The sequence below is a fragment of the Pseudomonas flexibilis genome (genome assembly GCF_000806415.1).
GTDB classification, from domain to species: Bacteria; Pseudomonadota; Gammaproteobacteria; order Pseudomonadales; family Pseudomonadaceae; genus Serpens; species Serpens flexibilis.
Window position 1 is genome coordinate 74,936 of the sequence record NZ_JTAK01000003.1, and the last position, 21,563, is coordinate 96,498.

Annotated in this window: 23 protein-coding genes, 1 other RNA gene and 2 pseudogenes; 20 read left to right on the top strand and 6 right to left on the bottom strand. The window is 65.2% G+C overall.

Annotated features, from left to right (window positions below; genetic code table 11):
• The first annotated feature begins 8 nt into the window (after positions 1-8).
• Both ssrA and PT85_RS08340 read left to right on the top strand, forming a co-directional pair.
• Positions 9-364, top strand: a transfer-messenger RNA (tmRNA) gene (ssrA, locus tag PT85_RS17555).
• 204 nt (positions 365-568) lie between these two features.
• Positions 569-997 (top strand): hypothetical protein, encoded by a 429-nt coding sequence (locus PT85_RS08340; RefSeq protein WP_039606423.1) that lies wholly within the window; start codon positions 569-571, stop codon positions 995-997.
• A gap of 3 nt (positions 998-1,000) precedes the next feature.
• Here PT85_RS08340 and PT85_RS08345 read toward each other — a convergent pair whose 3' ends face one another.
• Positions 1,001-1,918: a LysR family transcriptional regulator gene (locus PT85_RS08345; protein ID WP_039606424.1), complete on the bottom strand. Its 918-nt coding sequence runs from the start codon at positions 1,916-1,918 to the stop codon at positions 1,001-1,003.
• Between the two features lie 102 nt (positions 1,919-2,020).
• Between PT85_RS08345 and PT85_RS08350 the strand changes: the two genes are divergently transcribed.
• The 3 genes from PT85_RS08350 to PT85_RS18295 are packed head-to-tail and all read left to right on the top strand — an operon-like array spanning position 2,021 to position 3,678.
• Entirely contained in the window at positions 2,021-2,836 is an 816-nt protein-coding gene (locus PT85_RS08350; protein ID WP_039606425.1) for a DODA-type extradiol aromatic ring-opening family dioxygenase, read from the top strand.
• A gap of 12 nt (positions 2,837-2,848) precedes the next feature.
• Positions 2,849-3,157, top strand: coding sequence for a DUF2218 domain-containing protein (locus PT85_RS18290; RefSeq protein WP_065365787.1), 309 nt, complete (start codon positions 2,849-2,851; stop codon positions 3,155-3,157).
• The gene (locus PT85_RS18295) at positions 3,154-3,678 is read left to right on the top strand and encodes a cytochrome b (protein WP_039606426.1); all 525 of its coding nucleotides are present in this window, start codon (positions 3,154-3,156) and stop codon (positions 3,676-3,678) included. Before PT85_RS18290 ends, PT85_RS18295 begins: the two co-directional genes overlap by 4 nt.
• Before the next feature lie 34 nt (positions 3,679-3,712).
• Here PT85_RS18295 and PT85_RS08365 read toward each other — a convergent pair whose 3' ends face one another.
• Positions 3,713-4,195 carry a glutathione peroxidase gene (locus PT85_RS08365; protein WP_027591496.1) on the bottom strand — a complete coding sequence of 161 codons (483 nt, stop codon included), beginning with the start codon at positions 4,193-4,195 and terminating at the stop codon, positions 3,713-3,715.
• A gap of 82 nt (positions 4,196-4,277) precedes the next feature.
• Positions 4,278-4,763, bottom strand: coding sequence for an FKBP-type peptidyl-prolyl cis-trans isomerase (locus tag PT85_RS08370; protein WP_027591497.1), 486 nt, complete (start codon positions 4,761-4,763; stop codon positions 4,278-4,280).
• Here PT85_RS08370 and PT85_RS17765 point away from each other — a divergent pair.
• The 3 genes from PT85_RS17765 to PT85_RS08380 all read left to right on the top strand — a co-directional run bounded on the left by PT85_RS17765 (position 4,656) and on the right by PT85_RS08380 (position 7,260).
• A complete protein-coding gene (locus PT85_RS17765; protein ID WP_234702685.1) occupies positions 4,656-5,093 on the top strand; it encodes a DUF3565 domain-containing protein in 438 nt (145 codons plus the stop codon). The two genes, PT85_RS08370 and PT85_RS17765, sit on opposite strands and share 108 nt — an antisense overlap.
• Entirely contained in the window at positions 5,056-6,243 is a 1,188-nt protein-coding gene (locus PT85_RS08375; RefSeq protein ID WP_039606427.1) for an acetate kinase, read from the top strand. Before PT85_RS17765 ends, PT85_RS08375 begins: the two co-directional genes overlap by 38 nt.
• A 114-nt stretch (positions 6,244-6,357) precedes the next feature.
• A complete protein-coding gene (locus tag PT85_RS08380) occupies positions 6,358-7,260 on the top strand; it encodes an acyltransferase (RefSeq protein ID WP_039560855.1) in 903 nt (300 codons plus the stop codon).
• Between the two features lie 145 nt (positions 7,261-7,405).
• Here PT85_RS08380 and PT85_RS08385 read toward each other — a convergent pair whose 3' ends face one another.
• Complete coding sequence (locus PT85_RS08385) at positions 7,406-7,579, bottom strand: DUF3094 family protein (RefSeq protein WP_037008507.1); 174 nt, start codon at positions 7,577-7,579, stop codon at positions 7,406-7,408.
• Between the two features lie 90 nt (positions 7,580-7,669).
• Here PT85_RS08385 and PT85_RS08390 point away from each other — a divergent pair, with 90 nt between their 5' ends.
• The 3 genes from PT85_RS08390 to PT85_RS08400 are packed head-to-tail and all read left to right on the top strand — an operon-like array spanning position 7,670 to position 10,585.
• Entirely contained in the window at positions 7,670-8,803 is a 1,134-nt protein-coding gene (locus PT85_RS08390) for a PQQ-dependent sugar dehydrogenase (protein ID WP_039606428.1), read from the top strand.
• 35 nt (positions 8,804-8,838) lie between these two features.
• The gene (locus PT85_RS08395) at positions 8,839-9,675 is read left to right on the top strand and encodes a CvfB family protein (RefSeq protein ID WP_039606429.1); all 837 of its coding nucleotides are present in this window, start codon (positions 8,839-8,841) and stop codon (positions 9,673-9,675) included.
• 22 nt (positions 9,676-9,697) lie between these two features.
• The gene (locus PT85_RS08400) at positions 9,698-10,585 is read left to right on the top strand and encodes an acyl-CoA dehydrogenase middle domain-containing protein (RefSeq protein WP_039606430.1); all 888 of its coding nucleotides are present in this window, start codon (positions 9,698-9,700) and stop codon (positions 10,583-10,585) included.
• A gap of 371 nt (positions 10,586-10,956) precedes the next feature.
• On the opposite strand, the gene PT85_RS17770 is transcribed toward PT85_RS08400, so the two are convergent.
• Positions 10,957-11,385, bottom strand: coding sequence for a pilin (locus PT85_RS17770; RefSeq protein WP_039606431.1), 429 nt, complete (start codon positions 11,383-11,385; stop codon positions 10,957-10,959).
• A 395-nt stretch (positions 11,386-11,780) separates the two neighbouring features.
• Between PT85_RS17770 and pilB the strand changes: the two genes are divergently transcribed.
• From pilB to PT85_RS08430, 5 genes are all read left to right on the top strand, one after another.
• Positions 11,781-13,484, top strand: a complete 1,704-nt coding sequence (gene pilB, locus PT85_RS08410) for a type IV-A pilus assembly ATPase PilB (protein WP_027589494.1) — start codon at positions 11,781-11,783, stop codon at positions 13,482-13,484.
• Positions 13,485-13,486: 2 nt separating this feature from the next.
• Complete coding sequence (locus PT85_RS08415) at positions 13,487-14,704, top strand: type II secretion system F family protein (RefSeq protein ID WP_027589493.1); 1,218 nt, start codon at positions 13,487-13,489, stop codon at positions 14,702-14,704.
• A 137-nt stretch (positions 14,705-14,841) separates the two neighbouring features.
• Complete coding sequence (locus PT85_RS08420) at positions 14,842-15,711, top strand: prepilin peptidase (RefSeq protein ID WP_039606432.1); 870 nt, start codon at positions 14,842-14,844, stop codon at positions 15,709-15,711.
• Between the two features lie 57 nt (positions 15,712-15,768).
• The gene (locus tag PT85_RS08425; protein ID WP_027589491.1) at positions 15,769-16,008 is read left to right on the top strand and encodes a DUF2789 domain-containing protein; all 240 of its coding nucleotides are present in this window, start codon (positions 15,769-15,771) and stop codon (positions 16,006-16,008) included.
• 67 nt (positions 16,009-16,075) lie between these two features.
• Complete coding sequence (locus tag PT85_RS08430; RefSeq protein ID WP_039606433.1) at positions 16,076-16,945, top strand: EamA family transporter; 870 nt, start codon at positions 16,076-16,078, stop codon at positions 16,943-16,945.
• A gap of 7 nt (positions 16,946-16,952) precedes the next feature.
• On the opposite strand, the gene PT85_RS18370 is transcribed toward PT85_RS08430, so the two are convergent.
• Positions 16,953-17,078 (bottom strand): hypothetical protein, encoded by a 126-nt coding sequence (locus PT85_RS18370; RefSeq protein ID WP_256214691.1) that lies wholly within the window; start codon positions 17,076-17,078, stop codon positions 16,953-16,955.
• Between the two features lie 150 nt (positions 17,079-17,228).
• Here PT85_RS18370 and metR point away from each other — a divergent pair, with 150 nt between their 5' ends.
• The 4 genes and pseudogenes from metR to PT85_RS08445 all read left to right on the top strand — a co-directional run bounded on the left by metR (position 17,229) and on the right by PT85_RS08445 (position 21,513).
• Positions 17,229-18,155, top strand: a complete 927-nt coding sequence (metR, locus tag PT85_RS08435) for a transcriptional regulator MetR (RefSeq protein ID WP_027589489.1) — start codon at positions 17,229-17,231, stop codon at positions 18,153-18,155.
• Positions 18,156-18,456: 301 nt separating this feature from the next.
• Positions 18,457-19,614, top strand: a pseudogene (locus tag PT85_RS18535) (HAMP domain-containing protein); the annotation flags it as partial.
• A 321-nt stretch (positions 19,615-19,935) separates the two neighbouring features.
• Positions 19,936-20,472 (top strand): annotated as a pseudogene (locus tag PT85_RS18540) (methyl-accepting chemotaxis protein); the annotation flags it as partial.
• Positions 20,473-20,592: 120 nt separating this feature from the next.
• Positions 20,593-21,513 carry a bestrophin family protein gene (locus PT85_RS08445; RefSeq protein WP_027589487.1) on the top strand — a complete coding sequence of 307 codons (921 nt, stop codon included), beginning with the start codon at positions 20,593-20,595 and terminating at the stop codon, positions 21,511-21,513.
• Positions 21,514-21,563 lie beyond the last annotated feature (50 nt).

Sequence of the window (21,563 nt, forward strand, 5' to 3'; positions counted from 1 at the left end):
CGACACCTGGGGCCGATTAGGATTCGACGCCGGTAATGAAACTTGAGGGGCATGCCGAGTAGGTGACAGTTCTCGTAAATTCGCTGCCACAATTCATAGTTGCCAACGACGACAACTACGCTCTGGCCGCCTAAGGGCGCCAGCAGACCCTAGGGGATGCCTGTAAACCCGAAGATTAGGTCTGTCAGATAGAACAGGATCGCCGCCAAGCTCGCTGCAGGTGTAACGGCTAAAACTTATGCAGCTCGCTCCAAGCACCCTGCCACTCGGGCGGCGCGGAGTTAACTCAATAGAGATGGCTAAGCATGTAGAACCGATAGCGGAGTCCTGGCGGACGGGGGTTCAAATCCCCCCGGCTCCACCAAATCAAGCAAGCTAAGCCCCTGATTCCTAGAGAATTTCAGGGGCTTTTCTTTTGCACATCCTAAAGTGTCGAAGAAGCGTCGAGCCGTCGACTGCAACACCGCCCCGCCAATCCCGGGAACTCCCCACTCGCACCGGCTTCGTAACCCTGCAGGATGCGTTCTCGTTCCAGGCGCCGGGAGGCCTAACAGCAGGGGGGTCGGTCATGCTTGCAAGTCATCATCTCAGCGCGACGGGTGACGAGGCGGATCGCGTCCGACGCGCCACATCGCCTGCGGTCAACGACGAGATCGATCGCCGGACCCAGCAGAACATTCGCCACTTCAGCGGCCTGGACCGCCAGGACATCCTGCGGCGCATCGACGCGCTGGAGCGGGAATGGGATATCGAGCGCGTCCTGGAGGTCAATGCCTCGACCCTCGCGCTGACCGGCCTGGTGCTGGGGCTCACCGTGAACCGCAGATGGTTCATGCTGCCCGGCGTGGTGCTGCCCTTCCTGCTGCAGCATGGCCTGCAGGGCTGGTGTCCGCCGCTGCCGATCCTGCGCCGCTTGGGCGTGCGCACCCGGGGCGAGATCGACCGGGAGAAGTTCGCGCTGCTGGAAACTGTGCGGGGCAACCGCCATGCTCCGTGACGTTCAGCGCTCCGACGCAAACATCGGCGACTGCGCAAACGCCTCCACCAAGTAGTCGATCATCACCCGCACCTTGGCCGGCGGGCGGCGATCCGGCGGATACAGCACATGGATGCCGCCCAGGGTGCAGGTGGGCTGGTCCAGCGTCACTTCCAGCAGCTCACCCCGCTCGAGGGCATCGGTGACGATGAACAGCGGCTGGTAGATCAGCCCCTGGCCGCCGATGGCCGCCGCCGTCAGCGCGTCGCCATTGTTGGCGGCCAGGTCGCCGGTGACCGGCACCCGCACGCCGCCATCGTGGCCGAACGCCCATTCCTTGCCGCCCGCCCAGGACGACAGGCTGTAGCCCAGGCAGTTGTGCTGCACGAGTTCGGCCACGCGCCGAGGGATGCCACGTTGCTCCAGATAAGCCGGAGCGGCACACACGCACATCGGACAATCACCCAGCTTGCGCGCTTGCATCTGGCTATCGGCCAGGTGGCCGATGCGGACGATGAGATCCCAGCCGCCTTCGAGCATGTCGACCTGGCTGTCGGTCAGTCCCAGCTCGATGCGCACGGCGGGATGGCGGCGACTGAATGCCGGCAGCAAGGGCGCGATGAAACGACTGCCGAACGACAGCGGCGCGTTGAGGCGCAACAGGCCGCGCGCCTCGATGCGCTGCGAGGCGGCCACGGCCTCGGCCTCATCGATCTCCGGCAGGATTCGCTGGCAGGCCTCCAGGTAGTCGCTGCCCGCTTCGGTGAGGCTCAAGCGACGCGTGGTGCGGTGCAGCAGCTTGACGCCCAGGCGCGACTCCAGCGCATCGATGTGCTTGGTGGCCATGGCGGCGGACATGTCCAGCTGGCGCGCCGCCGCTGACAGACTGCCGGCGGCAACCGCCCGCACGAATACCCGCATTCCAGTGACCCGATCCAGCATGATTTCCAACCCTTGGTTAAAGGTGAACCCTCAGATCGGCCGATTATCACTTCTTCGACAGCAAGAGATACTGCCTACAGAACTATTTACCGGAGCACGCCCATGGCCACCGCCGCCCCCCTTCGCCAACCGACGCTGTTTATCCCCCATGGCGCTGGCCCCTGCTTCTTCATGGACTGGAACCCGCCGACCGCATGGAACCGCATGGCCGACTACCTGCGCAGCGTGGGCGACACGCTACCCGAGCGGCCGCGCGCCATCGTCATGGTCTCGGCGCACTGGCTGGAGCCGGCGTTCGGCGTGACAGGTACGCCCCGCCCCGAGCTGATCTACGACTATTACGGTTTTCCGCCGCACACCTACGAACTGCGTTACCCCGCGCCCGGCGAACCGGCGCTGGCCGAACGGGTGGCCACGCTGCTCAATCAGGGCGGCCAGCCCGCCCGGGTGGATCCGCAACGCGGCTTCGACCATGGCATGTTCATTCCGCTGAAGCTGATGTTCCCGGATGCGGACATCCCGGTCATCCAGCTGTCCCTGCGCCATGACCTGGACCCGCAGGCCCACCTGGACGCCGGCCGCGCGCTGACGCCACTGCGCGACCAAGGCGTGCTGATCATCGGCAGCGGCATGAGTTTTCACAATATGCGCGCCTATGGCGACGCCCGTTTCGGGGCGCCGTCCGAACAGTTCGACCGCTGGCTGACGGAAACCGTGGAAGCCGAGCCCGCCGAGCGCTACCAGCGCCTGGTCGACTGGGCGCAGGCACCCGCCGCGCGGCTGTGCCATCCGCCGCGCGCCGAGGAGCATCTGATCCCCTTGCTGGTGGTGGCGGGTGCCGCGGACGAAGACCCTGGCCGGCGCGCCTTCACCGATCAGGTGCTTGACGTCACCCTTTCCGCATTCCACTTCGGCTGAGGGTCTTTAACAATGCCGGAATCCAACACCCAGATCGCCACGGACAATCCACAGCGCCTGATCACCCGCCTGAGCAATCACTGGGCGCACAAGTTCCCCGTCACGCGCGGGGAAGGAAGCAGCGAAATATCGCTGAGCCTTGGCCTGTGCCAGCTCGAGGCGCACGGAACCACACTGCGGGTGCGACTGAAAGGCGAGGAAGACGCGCTACGGCAACTCGAGACGGTGGTGGCCAATCATTTGCAACGCATGGCGACCGAACCTTTGCCCGAGTTCATCTGGAACCCAAGTCACCCCGATTCGACAAGGAGCAACCCATGAACGACTCAGCCCACCGCTATGGCAGCGTGAGCCGCATCCTGCACTGGGGCATGGTCCTGCTGCTGACCCTGCAATTCCTCAAGCTGGGGGACCGCATCGACGAAGGCGATCACTGGATCGGCCAGACCCTGGTGCCCACTCATGTGAGCATTGGTGTCTTGCTGCTGGTACTGGTGCTGCTGCGCCTGACCTGGGCGGTGGTGCAGCGGGGTCGGCGACCGCAGCCGGCGGGGCCGCTGGGCGGGCTGGCACGCATCGGCCACGGCTTGCTGTATCTGTGCATGCTGGCGATGCCGCTGCTTGGCCTGGCCGTGATGCTCGGCAACGGTTACGGCCTGAAGGTGTTCGGCGTGCAACTGGTGGCCCGCGGCGGCGAGGAAATTCCCTGGCTGGCCAGCCTGGGCAGCCTGCACTCGCCGCTGGCCTGGTTGTTCCTGTTGCTGGTCCTCGGCCACGTTGCCGCGGCGCTGTTTCACCATTTCGTGGTGAAGGACGACACCCTGCGGCGCATGGCGGGTTGAAGACGGAGCGGGCATTGCGCCCGCTCCCTGCCCCTCAGCCCAGCGCATCTTCGATGGCCTGCACGAGCAGCGGATCATCCGGCGCGGTGCGCGGCGCGAAGCGGGCCAGCACGCGACCGTCCGGAGCCACCAGGAACTTCTCGAAGTTCCAGGTGATGTCGCCGGGAAACTCCGCGCCCTCGCCGGCCAGCAGGCGGTACAGCGGATGGCGGCCCGGCCCGTTGACTTCGAGCTTGCGGCTCATGGGAAAGCTCACCCCATAGTGCTTCTCGCAGAAGCGTGCGATCTGCGCCTCGCTGCAGGGCTCCTGGGCACCGAACTGGTTGCAGGGCACGCCCAGCACGCTGAAGCCGCGCGTGGCGTAGCTGCGCTGCAGCTTCTCCAGCCCGGCGTACTGCGGGGTCAGCCCGCACTCCGAAGCGACGTTCACGATCAACAGCACCTTGCCCTCGTAGGGTTTGAGGGGTAGCTCCTCGCCCGTGAGGCTCGTCAAGGTAAGGTCGTGCAGGGCACTCATGGAAAAACAACTCCTTTCTCGCACGCAAATAAAAAAGGCGCCCCGCTGGGCGCCTTCTTGAGCAGTCCAGCCCGGGCTGCAATCAGTGGTGGTGACCACCTTCGCCATGGATGTGGCCATGGGCGATTTCTTCGGGGCTGGCTTCACGCACCTGCACGACCTTGACGTCGAAGCTCAGGCGCTGACCGGCCAGCGGGTGGTTGCCGTCGACGGTCACGTCGTTGCCTTCGATGTCGCGGATGGTCACGACCTGCATGCCGCCATCCGGCGCGGAGGCGTGGAACTGCATGCCGACTTCCAGCTCGTCGACGCCTTCGAACATGGCGCGGTCCAGCACGGCGACCAGTTCGGCGCTGTATTCGCCGTAGGCGTCTTCCGGTTCGATGGTGACGGTCAGCTGATCGCCAGCCTGCTTGCCTTCCAGTGCCTTCTCCAGGCCGACAATGATGTTGCCGCAGCCGTGCAGGTAGACCAGCGGCGCGCCGCCAGCGGAGCTGTCGATCACCTCGCCGGCATCGTTGGTGAGGGTATAGTCGATGGAGACAGCCTTGTTGGCGGCGATCTGCATGGGGAAGACCTTTTGGTAGAGAGTTTGGAACGCGGAAGTTTACCCGCGCGGGCGGTCGAAAGCGAACCATGTGCGGACAGGCGGGTCGCGCCAGCGCTGCTCGGTTTCCGTCAGGACGATGAAGGCCATTGGGTTGCGCTACTGTCTTGTGGACATACCCAGCACCTGCGTCATTCGCCGCCCTGGCAGTCGCGCGCCTGGGTGCTGGATGCCGACAGCCGCGCCCGTCGCATCGGCCAGCCATTCGATTGCGGCTGGTGCCGGCAGGCCGGCCCTGCCGAGAGGGTGCCCGATGAGCGCGCGCAACGTTCTGGTGATCAACTGCGGTAGTTCGTCGCTGAAGTTCTCGCTGCAATGCGAGGCCCATTCCCGGGCTTTGCTCAGCGGGCTAGGCGAGCGGCTGGGCAGCGCCGAGGCCAGCCTGCGCTGGTGGCGCGGCGAAGCCATCCGCCAGCAGCGGGCACTGCCCGGCGCGGACCACGGCGCGCTGCTGCGGCAACTGCTGCCCATGGTCAACGAGGCGTGCGGCGGACGCCTGCACGGCGTCGGCCACCGGGTGGTGCACGGCGGCGAGCAGTTCACCCAGTCCTGCCGCATCGACGCCGAGGTGATCACGGCGATTCGCGCCACGGTGCCGCTGGCGCCGCTGCACAATCCGGCCAACCTGCTGGGCATCGAAACGGCCCTGCAGGTCTATCCCGACCTGCCGCACATCGCCGTATTCGACACCGCCTTCCACCAGAGCCTGCCGGAGCACGCCTTCCGCTATGCCCTGCCCGACCAGCTGTACCGGGAACAGGGCGTGCGCCGCTATGGCTTCCATGGCACCAGTCACCGCTATGTCAGCCGCCGCGCGGCGCAACTGTGCAACCTGGCGGTCGGCGACAGTTGCTGGCTGGTTGCGCACCTGGGCAACGGCAGCTCCACCTGTGCCGTCGTCGATGGCCAGAGCCGCGACACCAGCATGGGCCTGACGCCCCTGGAAGGCGTGGTGATGGGCACCCGCAGCGGCGACGTGGACCCGAACCTGCATGGCCACCTGGCCCGCGCCCTGGGCTGGAGCCTGGAGGATGTGGAGCGCCTGCTCAATCATCAGAGCGGCCTGCTTGGCCTCTCGGGGCTGTCCAACGACATGCGCACCCTGGAACAGGCACGCGGCGAGGGGCATCGCGCCGCCACCCTGGCCATCGAGGTGTTCTGCTACCGGCTCGCCAAGTCGCTGGCAGCGATGAGCTGCGCCCTGCCACGCCTGGACGGGCTGGTGTTCACTGGCGGCATAGGCGAGAACTCAGTGCTGGTGCGCGCGCGCACCGTGGCCTGGTTGCCGCTGTTCGGCCTGGCCATCGACCCGCAGGCCAACGCCCTCTGCGTCGGCGGCGTAACCGGCGCCATCCATCGCCCGGGGACACCGCGCATCCTGGTGGTACCCACCAACGAGGAGAAGCAGATCGCGCTGGATACCCTGGCCCTTCTCGATTGACGCACGAACGGCTCTGAACGGCGGTTATCGTGACCATTCGGTCACTCTCGACGCTTGCAGTTGAGTGCACAATCGTTAACCTTGCGGCCAATTTTCCCTGACGAGAATCGGCCAATGCTGAGTTTTCTCCCTGCCACCCTGCGCGGCATCATCGCCAGCCTGATCCTGGCGCTGAACACGCTGTTCTGGTGCTGGCCGCTGTTCGCACTGTCCCTGCTCAAACTGCTGCTGCCGATTCCGGCCGTGCAGCGCGCGCTGCGTTCCGGCATGCACTGGATCGCGGAAACCTGGATGGCCATCAACAGCTTCTGGATGGACCTGGTGGGGCGTACCCGCTGGGATGTTCAGGGCCGCGACCTGGTGGACATGCGCCACTCCTATCTGGTGAGCAGCAACCACCAGAGCTGGGCGGACATCCTGGTGCTGCAGTACCAGTTCAACCGCCGCATGCCGATCCTCAAGTTCTTCCTCAAGCAGGAACTGATCTGGGTGCCGGTGATCGGCCTGTGCTGGTGGGCGCTCGAGTTCCCGTTCATGAAGCGCTACAGCAAGGAATACCTGCGCAAGTATCCGCACAAGCAGGGCCAGGACCTGGCCACCACCCGCAAGGCCTGCGAGCGCTACAAGACCAACCCGGTGTCGGTGTTCAACTTCCTGGAAGGCACCCGCTTCACCCCGGCCAAGCACGACCAGCAGCAGTCGCCGTTCCGCCACCTGCTCAAGCCCAAGGCCGGCGGCATCGCCTTCGTGCTGGACGCCATGGGCGAGCAGCTGGAGTCGATGGTCGACGTGACCATCCACTACCCGGCCGGCCGGCCCACCTTCTGGGACCTGCTGAGCGGCCGCGTGCCGCAGGTGGTCATGCGCGTGCGCAAGCGCGAGATCCCCACCCAGTTCCTTGGCCGCAGCTACGACAGCGATGCCGAGTACCGCCAGGCCTTCCAGCAGTGGGTCAACCAGCTGTGGCAGGAGAAGGACGCGGAGCTGGAACAGCTCAAGCAGCAGTTTCCGGGCTGAGATCCCCGCTCCGGACGGCCGGCTACCCACCGTACGGCGGCCAGAAAAACGCTGACCGCCCTGCCCGCCTACCAAGGCGGGCGCCACCGCAGGGTGGACAACGTCTTCCTTGTCCACCAAAGCCTCCGCGCCAAAGGCCCGCCTGCTACACCACCAGCGCCGCCAACCAGCGGCTCAACCCGCCCAGCAACACCACTACTCCCACCGTCATCAACAGCAGGAACAAGGGCCGGAACGGCTTGCGCTCGACCCGGTGCTGCGGGGCGTTGAGGTACTCGTTGACGCGCTGCTGATCTTCGCTGCTCAGGCGACTCGGCATGGTTCCATCCTCCGACAGGTTCTCCACCGGTATAGCCCAGGATGCTCAGCACCTATAGTGTGTCGACCATTCATTCCACGGAGCATCGCCATGGGCAAATGGATCGGCATCCTTCTGCTGGCCACGCTGGGCACGGTCGTGCGGGCCGCCGACTATCCCAGTGAGCAAGGCATTCTGCAGGTCGATGAAATGATCGGCGGCCTGGAGCATCCCTGGTCGCTGACCTTCCTGCCTGATGACCAGGGCCTGCTGATCACCGAGCGTCCCGGCCGCCTGCGCCGGCTGGACGCCAGCGGTAGGCTTTCGCCACCCATCGACGGCGTGCCGGCCGTGTATGCGCGCGGCCAGGGCGGCCTGCTGGATGTCGCGCTGTCGCCGGATTTCAAACAGGACCGGCAGGTCTACCTCGCCTACGCCGAGGCCGGCGATGGCAAGGCCGGCACGGCCGTCGGGCGCGGACGCCTCAGTGACGATGGCGCGCGGCTGGAGGACTTCCAACGCTTCTTCCAGCAACAGCCAAAGCTCTCCACCGGCATTCATTTCGGCGCGCGCCTGGTGTTCGATCGCGACGGCTACCTGTTCATCGCCCTGGGCGAAAACAATCAGCGCCCCACCGCCCAGGACCTGGACAAGCTGCAGGGCAAGCTGGTGCGCCTGCACGCCGATGGCCGCGTGCCGGCGGACAACCCCTTCGTGAACCGCCCGGGCGCGCGCCCGGAAATCTGGTCCTACGGCCATCGCAATCCGCAGGGCATGGCCCTGGATCCGCGCAGCGGCACGCTGTGGCTGCACGAGCATGGCCCGCGCGGTGGCGACGAGATCAACCTCCCGCGCCCCGGCCGCAACTACGGCTGGCCGCTGGCCACCCACGGCATCAACTACAGCTTCACAGCGATCCCGGAGGCCAAGGGCAAGCAGGTCGAGGGCACCGAGCCGCCACATTACGTCTGGGAAAAGTCCCCGGCGATCAGCGGCATGGCCTTCTACAACCACAGCCGCTTCCCCGCCTGGCGCGACAACCTGTTCATCGGCGCGCTCAAGGGCGAGCTGATCAGGCTGCAACTGGACGGCGAGCGCGTCGTCCACGAGGAACGCCTGCTCGGCCAACTGGGCAAACGCATCCGCGACGTGCGCCAGGGGCCGGATGGCTACCTCTACCTGCTGACCGACGAACCGAACGGCAAACTGTTGCGTGTCGGCCTGAAGCCCCGGGAACAACGGTAGAATGCGCGCCCTGACGTAACGAGGCACACCCCAACATGGCACTGATCGGTCGATTCAATTCACTGCAGGTCACCAAGCACACCGACTTCGGCCTGTACCTGGACGACGGTGCCGGCGACGAAATCCTGCTGCCCAAGCGCTACATCCCCAAGGACGAGCCCAGCGAGGAAGGGGACTGGCTGAACGTCTTCGTGTATCTCGACAGCGAGGACCGCCCCATCGCCACCACGCTCAAGCCCAAGGTGGAAGTCGGCGGTTTCGCCAGCCTCAAGGTGGTGGAGATCAACCGCATCGGCCTGTTCCTCGACTGGGGACTGCCCAAGGACCTGCTGCTGCCGCACTCGGAAGAAAAGCGCCCGCTGCAGGTGGGGGATTATTGCGTGGTGTATGTCTACCTCGACCCGCGCACCCGCCGTATCACCGCCACCGCCCGCCTGGATCGCTACCTCGACCAGACGCCGCCGCGTTACAGCCGTGGCCAGGCGGTCGACCTGCTCGTGGCCGAGAAAACCGACCTGGGCTTCAAGGCCATCATCATTAACAGCCACTGGGGCCTGATCCACAAGAACGAGGTGTTCAAATTCCTGCGCCCCGGCATGCGCGAGACCGGCTACATCCGCGAGGTGCGCGAGGACGGCAAGATCAGCTTGAGCCTGCAGCCGCCGCCGGAACAGGTGCGCGACAGCCTCGGCGAGCAGATTCTCGACCAGCTGCGCGCCAACGGCGGCAGCCTGCCGCTGGGCGACAAGAGCGATCCGCAGCTGATTGCCCAGCGCTTCGGCGTCAGCAAGGGCAACTTCAAGAAGGCCATCGGCGGGCTGTACAAGCAGGGCTTGATCCACATTCACGATGAGCGGATCGAACTGACCTGACGCCTTTTTTCAAGGAAGAACCATGCCCTGGAACCGCCTGCTCTGCCCCCTCGACCGCCTGCCAACCGGCGCCCTGCCTGCGTGGTACGCCCACCTGCAGGACCAGGCAAACGGGCTATCGACCGCCCAGCTGGCCATCCTCGGCGGCCGTCTGGCCGCCACCCCGGGGCTGGCCTTCCTGGCCGGCTACCAGGCGGCGCTGCGCGCGCTGTGGCCAGAAGCACCCGCCAGCCTAGGCGCCTTCTGCGTAACGGAGCGACGCAGCGTACGCCCGGCGGACCTGACTACCCGCTTTCACGAAGGACGACTCAGCGGTTGCAAGGACTTCGTCACCGGCGGCGGCGAAGCCGACTGGTTTCTGGTCGCCGCGCGCAGCGAGCCGGAGGGCGAGTCGGTGCGTATCACCCTGTGCAGCGTTGCCAGCGACACTTCCGGCGTGACCGTGGAAGCGCTACCGCCGCTGCCCATCGCCACGGATATTCCCCATGCCCGCCTATTGCTCGACGGCGCCGTGGCCCAGCCATTGCCGGGTGACGGCTGGGACGACTACGCCAAGCCGTTTCGCACCCTTGAGGATGTTCACGTGCTGCTGGCGCTGAGCGCCTGGCTGTATGGGGTCGGTCTGGAATGCCGGTGGCCGCAGGCGTTGCGCCTGAAACTGGCCGGCGTGCTGGCGGCGGGGAGCGAAGTCGCTCGCCTCGATCCGCGTGAGGCAGCAACGCATCTGCTGCTGGGCGGGGTGTTTGCGCAGTTCGAATCCCTGCAGGCCGAACTGGACGTTGCCCTGGAAAGTGCCGGTGAATGGGCCGTGCTCTGGCGGCGCGACAGCGGACTGCTGAGGATCGCCGGCACGGCGCGGCAGAAGCGCCTGGAGAAGGCCGAGCAGCAAGTGTTCGCACACCCCCTGTAGGAGCGGACTTGTCCGCGAGCTTTTAATGCTCGCTACAGCCTGGCTTGACCGCCCCGAGGCGCTCCAACAGCTCGCGAATAAATTCGCTCCCACAGGCTGGGCAGGTTCCGCCTCGCCCTTGGGTAGACAACGGCGAAGCCTTGTCTACCAGGATGCCCTTGCGGTGGATAATCGCTGCGCGAGTTATCCACCCTACGGCTGCTCCTGGCTGGCTGACATCCACAGCAGCGGACCCCATGAAATGGCAAGCTTAAACGGCAAAGCCCCGCCAAAAAGGCGGGGCTTTGGGAGAGCAGAGGCGGAAATAAATCTGCCCCCTTTCTTCGAAGAGCAGGGGGGAAGAAAGAAATCCCCCCCTTTTCTCGAAGATATTAGGCGCAGCCAGCCGGCTTAAACTTCGCATCGGCAAAGTTAGTAGTTTTACACTCATACAAGCCATCAGCAGTTCGATCAAACTGAATGATGGCACCTGCGCCCAGCCGGCCAGGATTTGCAATGGTGCACTGAAGTGCAGCTGCCGTTGCAGTACCAGCCGCAGCCGTTTGCGTAACGGAAATCGTTGAGCAATTGCCAGTTGCGGCCGACAGTCCAACAAGCGCAACTGTCTGGGCCGTTCCTTCCGTCGCGAGCAGTTCATACTGCGTCTTGCCAGACGCAATATCCGCAAGCGCAGCTGTGGCTTTAGATTTAGCTACGTAATCTTGATAGGCAGGAATAGCAATTGCCGCCAGGATGCCGATGATCGCCACAACGATCATCAGTTCGATGAGGGTAAAACCTTTCTGCATTTGAGCTTTCATGCTGTATCTCCCTTGGGATTGTTCAAGGTCCGATGACCTGCCCAGGAGGCAGCAGCCGGCGTGCCAGAAAGCCGGCAATCCCTGACTCATCCATCGCTCAAAATACGCACAGAAACGTTCCAAGCCGTTGTTCTAAAAGCTTTTTACGGACAAATACGACCGCCCACGATCTGTCAGTTTTGTGACGCGCGATAAAAACTCCTAGAGACGCAGATCACCATAAAAAATGGCCATCTGACATCACTTTGCAGCGATACGCATCGAAACGACCAAAAAAAACTCCGCCACGAACACGGCTCAGCCACAAAGTGACGCCCCGCGTCACTGTGTGCGCCAGGTTTCAGAACTCACGGTGCGGCTGCGTTATAAGGCGGCCATTGCCACGGAGTGAGCCGATGAATACCGCCATTTCCCTCTCCGGTCTGGCCCGCCAATTGGTGCTGGCCGGACTGCTCGATGAAAAGACCGCACAGCAGGCGCAGATCCAGGCGCAGCGCGGCGGCCAGTCGCTGATCAGTTATGTGGTGCAGAACAAGCTGGCCAAGGGCCGGGCGGTGGCCGAGCTGGCCGCCGAGCAGTTCGGCGTGGCGCTGCTGGACCTCGGCGCCATCGACAAGGAGCAGCAACCCCGGGAGCTGGTCAGCGAGAAACTGGCCCGCCAGCATCGCCTGCTACCGCTGTGGAAGCGCGGCAACAAGCTGTTCGTGGCGGTCTCCGACCCTTCCAACCAGCAGGCCATCAACGATGTGCAGTTCAGTACCGGGCTGACCACCGAGGGCATCCTGGTCGAGGACGACAAGCTGGGGGCGGCCCTCGACAAGTTCTACGAGAGCGCCACCTCGTCGCTCAGCGACCTGGACGATGTCGATCTGGACGGCCTGGACATCGAGAACGGCAATGACGACAAGGCTGCCCGCGATGAAGGCGAAGCGGCCGACGACGCGCCGGTGGTGCGCTTCGTCAACAAGATGCTGCTAGACGCCATCAAGGGCGGCTCCTCGGACCTGCACTTCGAACCTTACGAAAAAGCCTACAGGGTGCGTTTCCGCACCGACGGCGTGTTGCACGAGGCGGCGCGCCCGCCGATCCAGCTGGCCACGCGCATCGCCGCGCGCCTGAAGGTGATGGCCGGGCTGGACATCTCCGAGCGGCGCAAGCCACAGGACGGCCGCATCAAGATGAAGATTTCCAAGACCAAGGCCATCGACTTCCGGGTCAACACCCTGCCGACGCTGTGGGGCGAGAAGATCGTGATGCGTATCCTCGACCCGTCCAGTGCACAGCTGGGCATCGATGCCCTGGGATACGAGGAAAGCCAGAAGGAGCTGTATCTGCAGGCGCTACAGCAGCCCCAGGGGATGATCCTGGTCACCGGTCCGACCGGTTCGGGTAAAACCGTGTCGCTGTACACCGGCATCAACATTCTCAACACGGCGGATATCAACATTTCCACCGCGGAAGACCCGGTGGAAATCAACCTGGAAGGCATCAACCAGGTGAACGTCAATCCGCGCCAGGGCATGGACTTCGCCCAGGCGCTGCGTGCCTTCCTGCGTCAGGACCCGGACGTGATCATGGTCGGCGAAATCCGCGACCTGGAGACCGCCGAAATCGCCATCAAGGCCGCGCAGACCGGCCACATGGTGATGTCCACCCTGCACACCAACAGCGCTGCGGAAACCCTGACCCGACTGCGCAACATGGGCGTGGCAGCGTTCAACATCGCCACTTCGGTGAACCTGATCATCGCCCAGCGCCTGGCCCGCAAGTTGTGCCCTAGCTGCAAGAAGCCGGTGGAGGTGCCGCGCGAAACCCTGCTCAAGGAGGGGTTTCCGGAAAACCGCATCGGCAAGTTCAAGCTCTACGGCCCGGTCGGCTGTGAACACTGCAAGGATGGCTACAAGGGCCGCGTCGGTATTTATGAAGTGGTTAAAAATACCCCTGCCCTGCAGCGCCTTATCATGGCCGACGGCAATTCCATCGAAATCGCGGCGCAGATGCGCGAAGAAGGCTTCAACGATCTGCGCACCTCCGGCCTGCTGAAGGTGATGCAGGGCGTGACCAGCCTCGAAGAAGTCAACCGGGTGACCAAGGACTAACCATGGCCGAGAAAGCAGTGAAGACCACCCTGTTCACATGGGAAGGTATCGACCGGCGCGGCGCCCGGCTGAAAGGCGAACTGAGCGGCATCAACCCGGCGCTGGTGAAGGCCCAGTTGCGCAAGCAGGGCATCAACCCGACCAAGGTGCGCAAGAAGGCGGTTTCGCTCTTCGGCGCCGGCAAGAAGATCAAGCCGCTGGACATCGCGCTGTTCACTCGCCAGATGGCCACCATGATGAAGGCTGGCGTACCGTTGCTGTCGGCCTTCGACATCATTGGCGAGGGCTTCGAGAACGCCAACATGCGCAAGCTGGTGGACGACGTGAAGCAGGACGTGGCGGCGGGCAATAGCCTGGCCAGTTCGCTGCGCAAGCGCCCCCAGTACTTCGACGAGCTGTACTGCAACCTGGTGGATGCCGGCGAGCAGTCCGGCGCGCTGGAAACCCTGCTCGACCGGGTGGCCACCTACAAGGAAAAGACCGAGGCGCTCAAGGCCAAGATCAAGAAGGCGATGAACTACCCGATCGCGGTGGTGCTGGTGGCGATCATCGTGTCGGCGATCCTGCTGATCAAGGTGGTGCCGCAGTTCCAGTCGGTGTTCGCCAACTTCGGCGCCGAGCTGCCGGCCTTCACGTTGATGGTCATCGGCCTGTCCGAGGCGTTGCAGGAGTACTGGCTGATCCTGCTGGCCGGCTTCTTCGCCGCCGGCTTCCTGTTCAAGGAGGCCCACAAGCGCTCGCAGAAATTCCGCGACTTCGTCGACCGCTCGGTGCTCAAGCTGCCGATCGTCGGCGACATCCTCTACAAGTCGTCCATCGCCCGCTACGCCCGCACCCTGGCGACCACCTTCGCCGCCGGTGTGCCGCTGGTCGATGCGCTGGACTCGGTGGCCGGCGCCACCGGCAACATCGTGTTCAAGAACGCGGTGCTGAAGGTCAAGCAGGATGTGTCCACCGGCATGCAGCTGAACTTCTCCATGCGCACCACCGGGGTTTTCCCGGCCATGGCGCTGCAGATGACCGCCATCGGCGAGGAGTCCGGTTCGCTGGATGGCATGCTCGACAAGGTGGCGACCTTCTATGAGAGCGAAGTCGATAACATGGTCGACGGCCTGACCGCGCTGATGGAGCCGCTGATCATGGCGGTGCTGGGCGTGCTGGTCGGCGGCCTGATCATTGCCATGTACCTGCCGATCTTCCAGCTGGGCGCGGTGGTGTAAGGCGGGCTGGCGCTTCTCTGTGGGAGCGGACCTGTCCGCGAGCTTTTCGACTGTAGGCACTCTGCCCAAGAGCTCGCGAACCCGTTCGCTCCCTCGAGGAGGCAATGCCATCATCTGGCGTTTTAAGAGGGTTGACGATGTCCCTTGCCGATTACCTGGCCAGCCACCCGCTGGCCTTTGTTTTGTGCACCCTGCTGCTGGGCCTGCTGGTCGGTAGTTTCCTCAATGTGCTGGTCTATCGCCTGCCGCTGATGCTGCAGCGCGACTGGCAGCAGCAGGCCCGTGACATCCTAGCGCTGCCCGCCGAGCCAGTCGGTCCGGCCTTCAACCTGCTGACGCCGAACTCGCGCTGCCCCCACTGCGGACATGCCATTCGCCCCTGGGAGAACATTCCACTGCTGAGCTGGCTGGCCTTGCGCGGCCGGTGCTCAAGTTGCCAGGCGGCCATCAGCCCGCGCTATCCGCTGGTGGAGCTGGCCTGCGGGTTGCTCTCGGCATTCGTGGCCTGGCACTTCGGCTTCGGCTGGGCCTGCGCCGCCATGCTGCTGCTGACCTGGGGCCTGCTGGCCATGAGCCTGATCGATGCCGATCATCAGTTGCTGCCCGATGCGCTGGTGCTACCGCTGCTATGGCTGGGGCTGATCGTCAACGCCTTCGGCCTGTTCACCTCGCTGGAAGATGCGTTGTGGGGCGCGGTGGCCGGCTATGTGAGCCTGTGGTCGGTGTACTGGCTGTTCAAGCTGCTCACCGGCAAGGAAGGCATGGGCTATGGCGATTTCAAGCTGCTGGCCATGCTTGGCGCCTGGGGCGGCTGGCAGATCCTGCCGCTGACCATCCTGCTGTCCTCGCTGGTCGGGGCGATTCTCGGCCTGATCATTCTGAAGGCGCGCGGCGCGACGCAAGGCTCGCCCATACCGTTCGGCCCTTACCTGGCCATCGCCGGCTGGATCGCGCTGCTCTGGGGCGATGCGATCACCGCCAGCTACCTGCGCTTCGCCGGCTTCTGATCCGTGGCTGGCTGCGCATGAACTATGGTTACTGCACGTTCAGTACGGGGAAAGACCATGGAACAGCCGATCCACAGCCTGGCCAGCCTGTTCAAACAGTTGGGCCTTGATGCCGACGATGCCAGCATCGACGCGTTCATCGCGCAGCACTCGCCGTTACCGGAAGGCATGAAGATCAGCGAAGCCCCCTTCTGGACACCCGCCCAGGCCGCCTTGCTCAAGGAAGAAATCCTCGAGGACGCCGACTGGGCGGTGGTGGTCGATGAACTGAACGTGCGCCTGCACCCGCAGCACTGACGCGCCCCGCCCTGCGGCGGCCTTGCGCCGCTCACCCTGCTCCTGACTCGCCGGCCGGAGGTGCCGCGTGCCGCTCAAGGATGTGCTGCTGGCCCTGGTGGTGATCGCCGTCTGGGGGCTGAACTTCGTGGTCATCAAGATCGGGCTGCAGGGCGTGCCGCCGCTGCTGCTCGGCGCGCTGCGCTTTTTGCTGGTGTTATTCCCGGCAATCTTCTTCATTCCTCGCCCAAGGCTCCCGTGGCGCTGGCTGCTCGCCTACGGCATGACGATCTCGCTCGGCCAGTTCGCCTTCCTGTTCTACGCCATGGCGGCCGGCATGCCGGCCGGGCTGGCCTCGCTGGTGCTGCAGGCACAGGCCTTCTTCACCCTGTTGTTCGCCGTGCCGCTGCTGGGCGAGCGGGTGCGCGCCGGCCAGTTGCTCGGCTTGCTGGTCGCGACGGCGGGGCTGACGCTGATCGGCCTGCGCAGCGGCCCGGGCATGACGCTGGCGGGTTTCGCCCTGACGCTGTGCGCCGCGTCCATGTGGGCACTGGGCAACATCGTCACGCGCCGGATCGGCAAGGTGGACATCCTGGGACTGGTGGTCTGGGGCGCGCTGGTGCCTCCACTGCCGTTCCTGGCGCTCTCCTTGTGGCTGGAAGGACCGGCCACCCTGGAACGGGCGATGCTCGGCCTGGATCTGCAATCGCTGCTGGCCATCGTCTACCTGGCCTTTGCCGCCACCATGCTCGGTTACGGTCTATGGGGCCGGTTGCTGAGTCGCTACCCGGCCAGCCAGGTCGCGCCTTTCTCGTTGCTGGTACCGGTTGTGGGGCTGAGTGCCTCGGCCCTGCTGCTGGGCGAGCGCCTGGACATCCAGCAGGGAGCCGGGGTGGGGTTGGTGCTGGCCGGCCTGCTGGTCAATCTGTACGGCGCCCGCCTGCCGGCGCGGGCCTGAACGCAACTCAGGTTGGGGCATGACTGCCCAGCAGCGTGACACCGGACTTTCTGGCCCGCTTGGCCTGGCGCTTCTCCTGCAAGGTGCGCTGCGGTTTTTTCTTCCCCTGTTTACGGGCTTCATGGCTTTTCATGACGGTGACCCTCGGTGGAATGTGCCGTAACAGCATAGTTCAACCCGTCTGCGGCGGCCGCGCTCGACTTGGGTGCAGGCTCTGCGCCACACTCTGCGCCATTCATGAACAAGGCTCATGGGCGTGCCGTCGCTCCGGGAGAGTTGTGCAATGCTGGAAATACGCCACCTGAAAACCCTTCATGCACTGCGCGAGGCGGACAGCCTGGTGGAGGCGGCCGAGCGCCTGCACCTGACCCAGTCGGCGCTGTCCCACCAGTTCAAGGAGCTGGAGGAACGCCTGGGCATGCCGCTGTTCATGCGCAAGACCAAGCCGGTGCGCTTCACCAGCGCCGGCCTGCGCATCCTGCAACTGGCCGACGCCGTGCTCCCGCAGCTGCGCGGCACAGAGCGCGACCTGGCCCGCCTGGCCGGCGGCACCGCCGGCCGCCTGCACATGGCCATCGAATGCCACAGCTGCTTCCAGTGGCTGATGCCGACCATCGACCAGTTCCGCGATGCCTGGCCGGAAGTGGAGCTGGACCTGGCCTCGGGCTTCTCTTTCGCACCGCTGCCGGCGCTGGCCCGGGGCGACCTGGACCTGGTGGTGACCTCCGACCCGCTGGAGCTGTCCGGCATCACCTATGTGCCGCTATTCACCTACGAGGCGCTGTTGGCGGTGGCCAACCAGCACCCGCTGGCCAGCCGTCCCTACGTGGTGCCGGAAGACCTGCAGCGGGAAACCCTGATCACCTACCCGGTGGAGCGCGACCGGCTGGACATCTTCACCCGCTTCCTGGAGCCGGCCGACATCGAGCCTGCGCAGGTGCGCACCGCGGAACTCACGGTGATGATGATGCAACTGGTGGCCAGCGGACGCGGCGTGTGCTGCCTGCCCAACTGGGCGCTGCACGAATACAGCTCGCGCGGCTACGTGACCGCCAAGCGGCTCGGCGAAAAAGGCCTGTTCGCCACCCTGTACGCGGCGATCCGCGCCGACATGCTGGATGCGCCCTTCATGCGCGACTTCCTGCTCACCGCCAAGGACACCTCCTTCGCCACCCTGGAGGGCGTCAGCGCGGCGACGCGGGTGCGCTGACGCCCCGCCAACCGATTGATGTCAATTTAGCGGCACAAACTTTGCCCCTCCCTGGCAGCACAACCGCTCGCTGCCCTGCTGGCCCCGAAGAGCGCCCTCTTTCGGTGCCAGCCGCGAGCCATCCGCACCACCGCGGACCATTGCTGACCAAGGAACCCGCATGTTCATTCCGCTTTCCATCACCCGAAGAATCACCCTGCTCGCCGGCTGCTGCCTGCTGGCCGTGGTCACCTTGCTGATGGGCACCTCGCTCTATCAGATGCAGCGCAGCAGTGAAGGTGTCTGGGTTGGCAGCAATCAGATGCTCAACGCGTCGGCCCGCCAGGCCCTGTCCGCCCTGGGGGAATCCCAGGTGCTGAACGTCCAGCGCCTGTTCGCCGATGCTTACCGCCACGGCCAGGGCATCGCTCGCGAGCTCAACCTGCTGCACGAATTGGGCGGGCAGGCAACCGGCCTTCCGCCCGAACACCTGCGCCTGACCCTGCTCGATCTGACGCGCGATGCACTGGTCGCCTTCCCTGACCTGCTGGGCCTTTACGTGGTGTTCGAACCCGACACCCTGGACGGCCGGGACGGTGCGTTCCATGACCGACCCGATCTGGGCAGCAATGAAACAGGCCGAATCGCCTTCTACTGGAGCCAGGGCGAACCCGGCAAGCCGGTCCTGGAAGTCATGGGCGAGAAGGTGATGCGCGACGCCACCCCCGGCGAGGATGGCCAGCCCTACAACAGCTGGTACACCTGCCCGCGGGACCGCGCCGCCATCTGCCTGCTGAACCCCTACCTGGACAAAGCGAATGGAGTCGAGACCCTGATGACCTCCATCGCCTATCCGCTCTTGCGGGACGGCAAGGTCGTGGCGGTCATGGGCCTCGATATCACCCTGGAGAAACTGCAGGCCCTGAGCCTGGCCGCCAGCCAGCAACTACCTGGCGGCCAGGGGCAGGTCAGCATCGTCAGCCCCAGCGGGCTGCTGGCGGCCCATAGCGCCGATGCCGGCGCGATCGGTCAGCCAATGGCCGGTGTGTTCGCCGAGCAGGCCGCCGAGCTGCTGCGCGTGGCCGGCGACGCCAAGCCGCACCTGCGCCTGGTCAGCCGGAGCGAAGGCAACCACCTGCAACGGGTCCATCCGTTCCAGCCCATTCCCGACGCGCAGCCCTGGTCGGTGATCCAGGCACTGCCAGAAGCCTCGCTGCTGGCCCCGGCCCTGCTGCTGAAGGCGCGACTGGATGAACAGGGCACACGCTCCAGCCTGGTGTCCCTGCTGCTGGGTGTACTGGCGATGCTGGCGGGCAGCCTGCTGATCTGGCTGACGGCCCGCAGCGTGACCCGCCCGATTCTCACCGTGGCCGGCGCGCTGCAGAACATTGCCAGCGGCAACGGCGACCTGACCCAACGCCTGAGCTACCGGCGCCGCGACGAGCTGGGGCAACTGGCCAGTGGCTTCGACCGCTTCCTGGACAAACTGCAGCCGGTCATCGCCGAGATCCAGCGCGCGGCGCAGGAAACCCGCGACACGGCCAGGCAGTCGGCAGGCATAGCCAGCCAGGCCAGTGCCGGGATGCAGCAGCAGTATCGCGAAATCGACCAGGTGGCTACCGCTGCCCAGGAAATGAGCGCGACGTCCCATGCGGTAGCGGACAACGCTGCCCAGGCGGCGCAGGCCGCACAGCGCGCTGAGCAGGCCACCCAGCAGGGACTGCTGGTCATCCGCGACACCACCCGAACCATCGACCAACTGACCCACGAGCTGGACGACGCCAGGAATCAGATCGAAGGGCTAGCCAGCAGCAGCGGACGCATCGGTATGGTGCTCGAAGTGATTCGCAGCATCGCCGAACAGACCAATCTGCTGGCCCTGAACGCGGCCATCGAGGCGGCGCGTGCCGGCGACGCCGGGCGAGGATTCGCCGTGGTGGCCGATGAGGTACGCGGGCTGGCCAAACGAACGCAGGAGTCGGTGGGAGAGATCAGCGAGGTGATCGCCAGCCTTCAGGGCATCACCCAGGAAGTGGTCGGCTCGATGCGCCAGGGCCATGGCCAGGCCGCCGCGGGTGCCGATCAGGTACAGCACGCCGTGCAGGCGCTGCAACACATCCGCGATGCCGTGGCGGTGATTAACGACATGAACCTGCAGATCGCCAGTGCCTCCGGGCAGCAGAGTTCGGTGGCCGAGGAGCTCAACCGCAACGTGACCGGCATCCGCAGCGTCACCGAATCGCTCGCCGCGCAGGCCGCAGAGTCCGCACGGGTCAGCCAGACACTGGACCGGCTGGCCAACCAACAGCAGCAGCTGACCGAGCAGTTCACCGTCTAAGCCCTGCGCCAAGATGTCGCAGGTCGGGCACGGGGTCAGGTGCTGGCTGGGCTACGGGGTGCGGCGCATAATGCCGCGCCCCGCCCCTCCTCCGTTTTACCCCCTGGATATCCCCCCTGAATGATCGTTCGCCCGCGCCCCGGTGCGTTGCAGCTGTTCTTCATCCTGCGCGGTTCCATCCTGCCCAAGATTGCCGCCAAGATCCTCTTCATCAGCCTGCTGGCCTGCGTCACCGTCTGGTTCTACGAACATGGCGACCTGGAATCCCTGCGCTCCCTGAGCGCCCCGGCCTTCTCGCTGCTGGGCGTGGCCCTCTCGGTGTTCCTCGGCTTTCGCAACAGCACCTGCTACGACCGCTGGTGGGAAGCCCGCAAGCTCTGGGGCGAGCTGGTCATCCAGAGCCGCGGCCTGGCCCGCGATACTCAGGCACTGCTCGGCGACGAGGCCCACGCCGCCTTGCGTGAGCGCACCCTGCGCCGCTGCATTGCCTTTGCCCACGCCTTGGCGGCCTCGCTGCGCGGGCAGGACCCGCTCACGCCGATACGGCACTGGATCGACCCGCGGGAAGCAGAGCTGCTCAAGGCCCATCACCAGATTCCGGATGCGCTGCTGAACCGCATCGCCGATGACCTGGCTGACTGCCTGCGGCGCGGCGTGCTGAGCGATGTGCTGTACCAGACACTGGCACGCCGACTGGATGGCATGAGCTCGGCGCAGGCCAGCTGCGAACGCATCAAGAGCACGCCGACCCCGTTCGCCTATTCCCTGCTGTTGCACCGCACGGCCTGGTTGTTCTGCCTGCTGCTGCCGTTCGGCCTGGTCAGCTCGCTGGAGCTGATGACCCCGCTGGTGGTGGCGATCATTGCCTACACCTTCTTCGGCCTGGACGCGCTGGGCGACGAACTGGAAGACCCGTTCGGCTTCGCCGACAACGACTTGCCCCTCGATGCGCTGGTGCGGGTCATCGAGCGGGACGTGCTGGACGTGCTGGGCGAGCCCGTGCCGGAGGCCCTGCAGCCGAAGGGTTACGTGCTGAACTGACGAGGGTCGCGGCTGGCGCTGCCTGGCTTGGGACGGCCGGGTTTACCCCG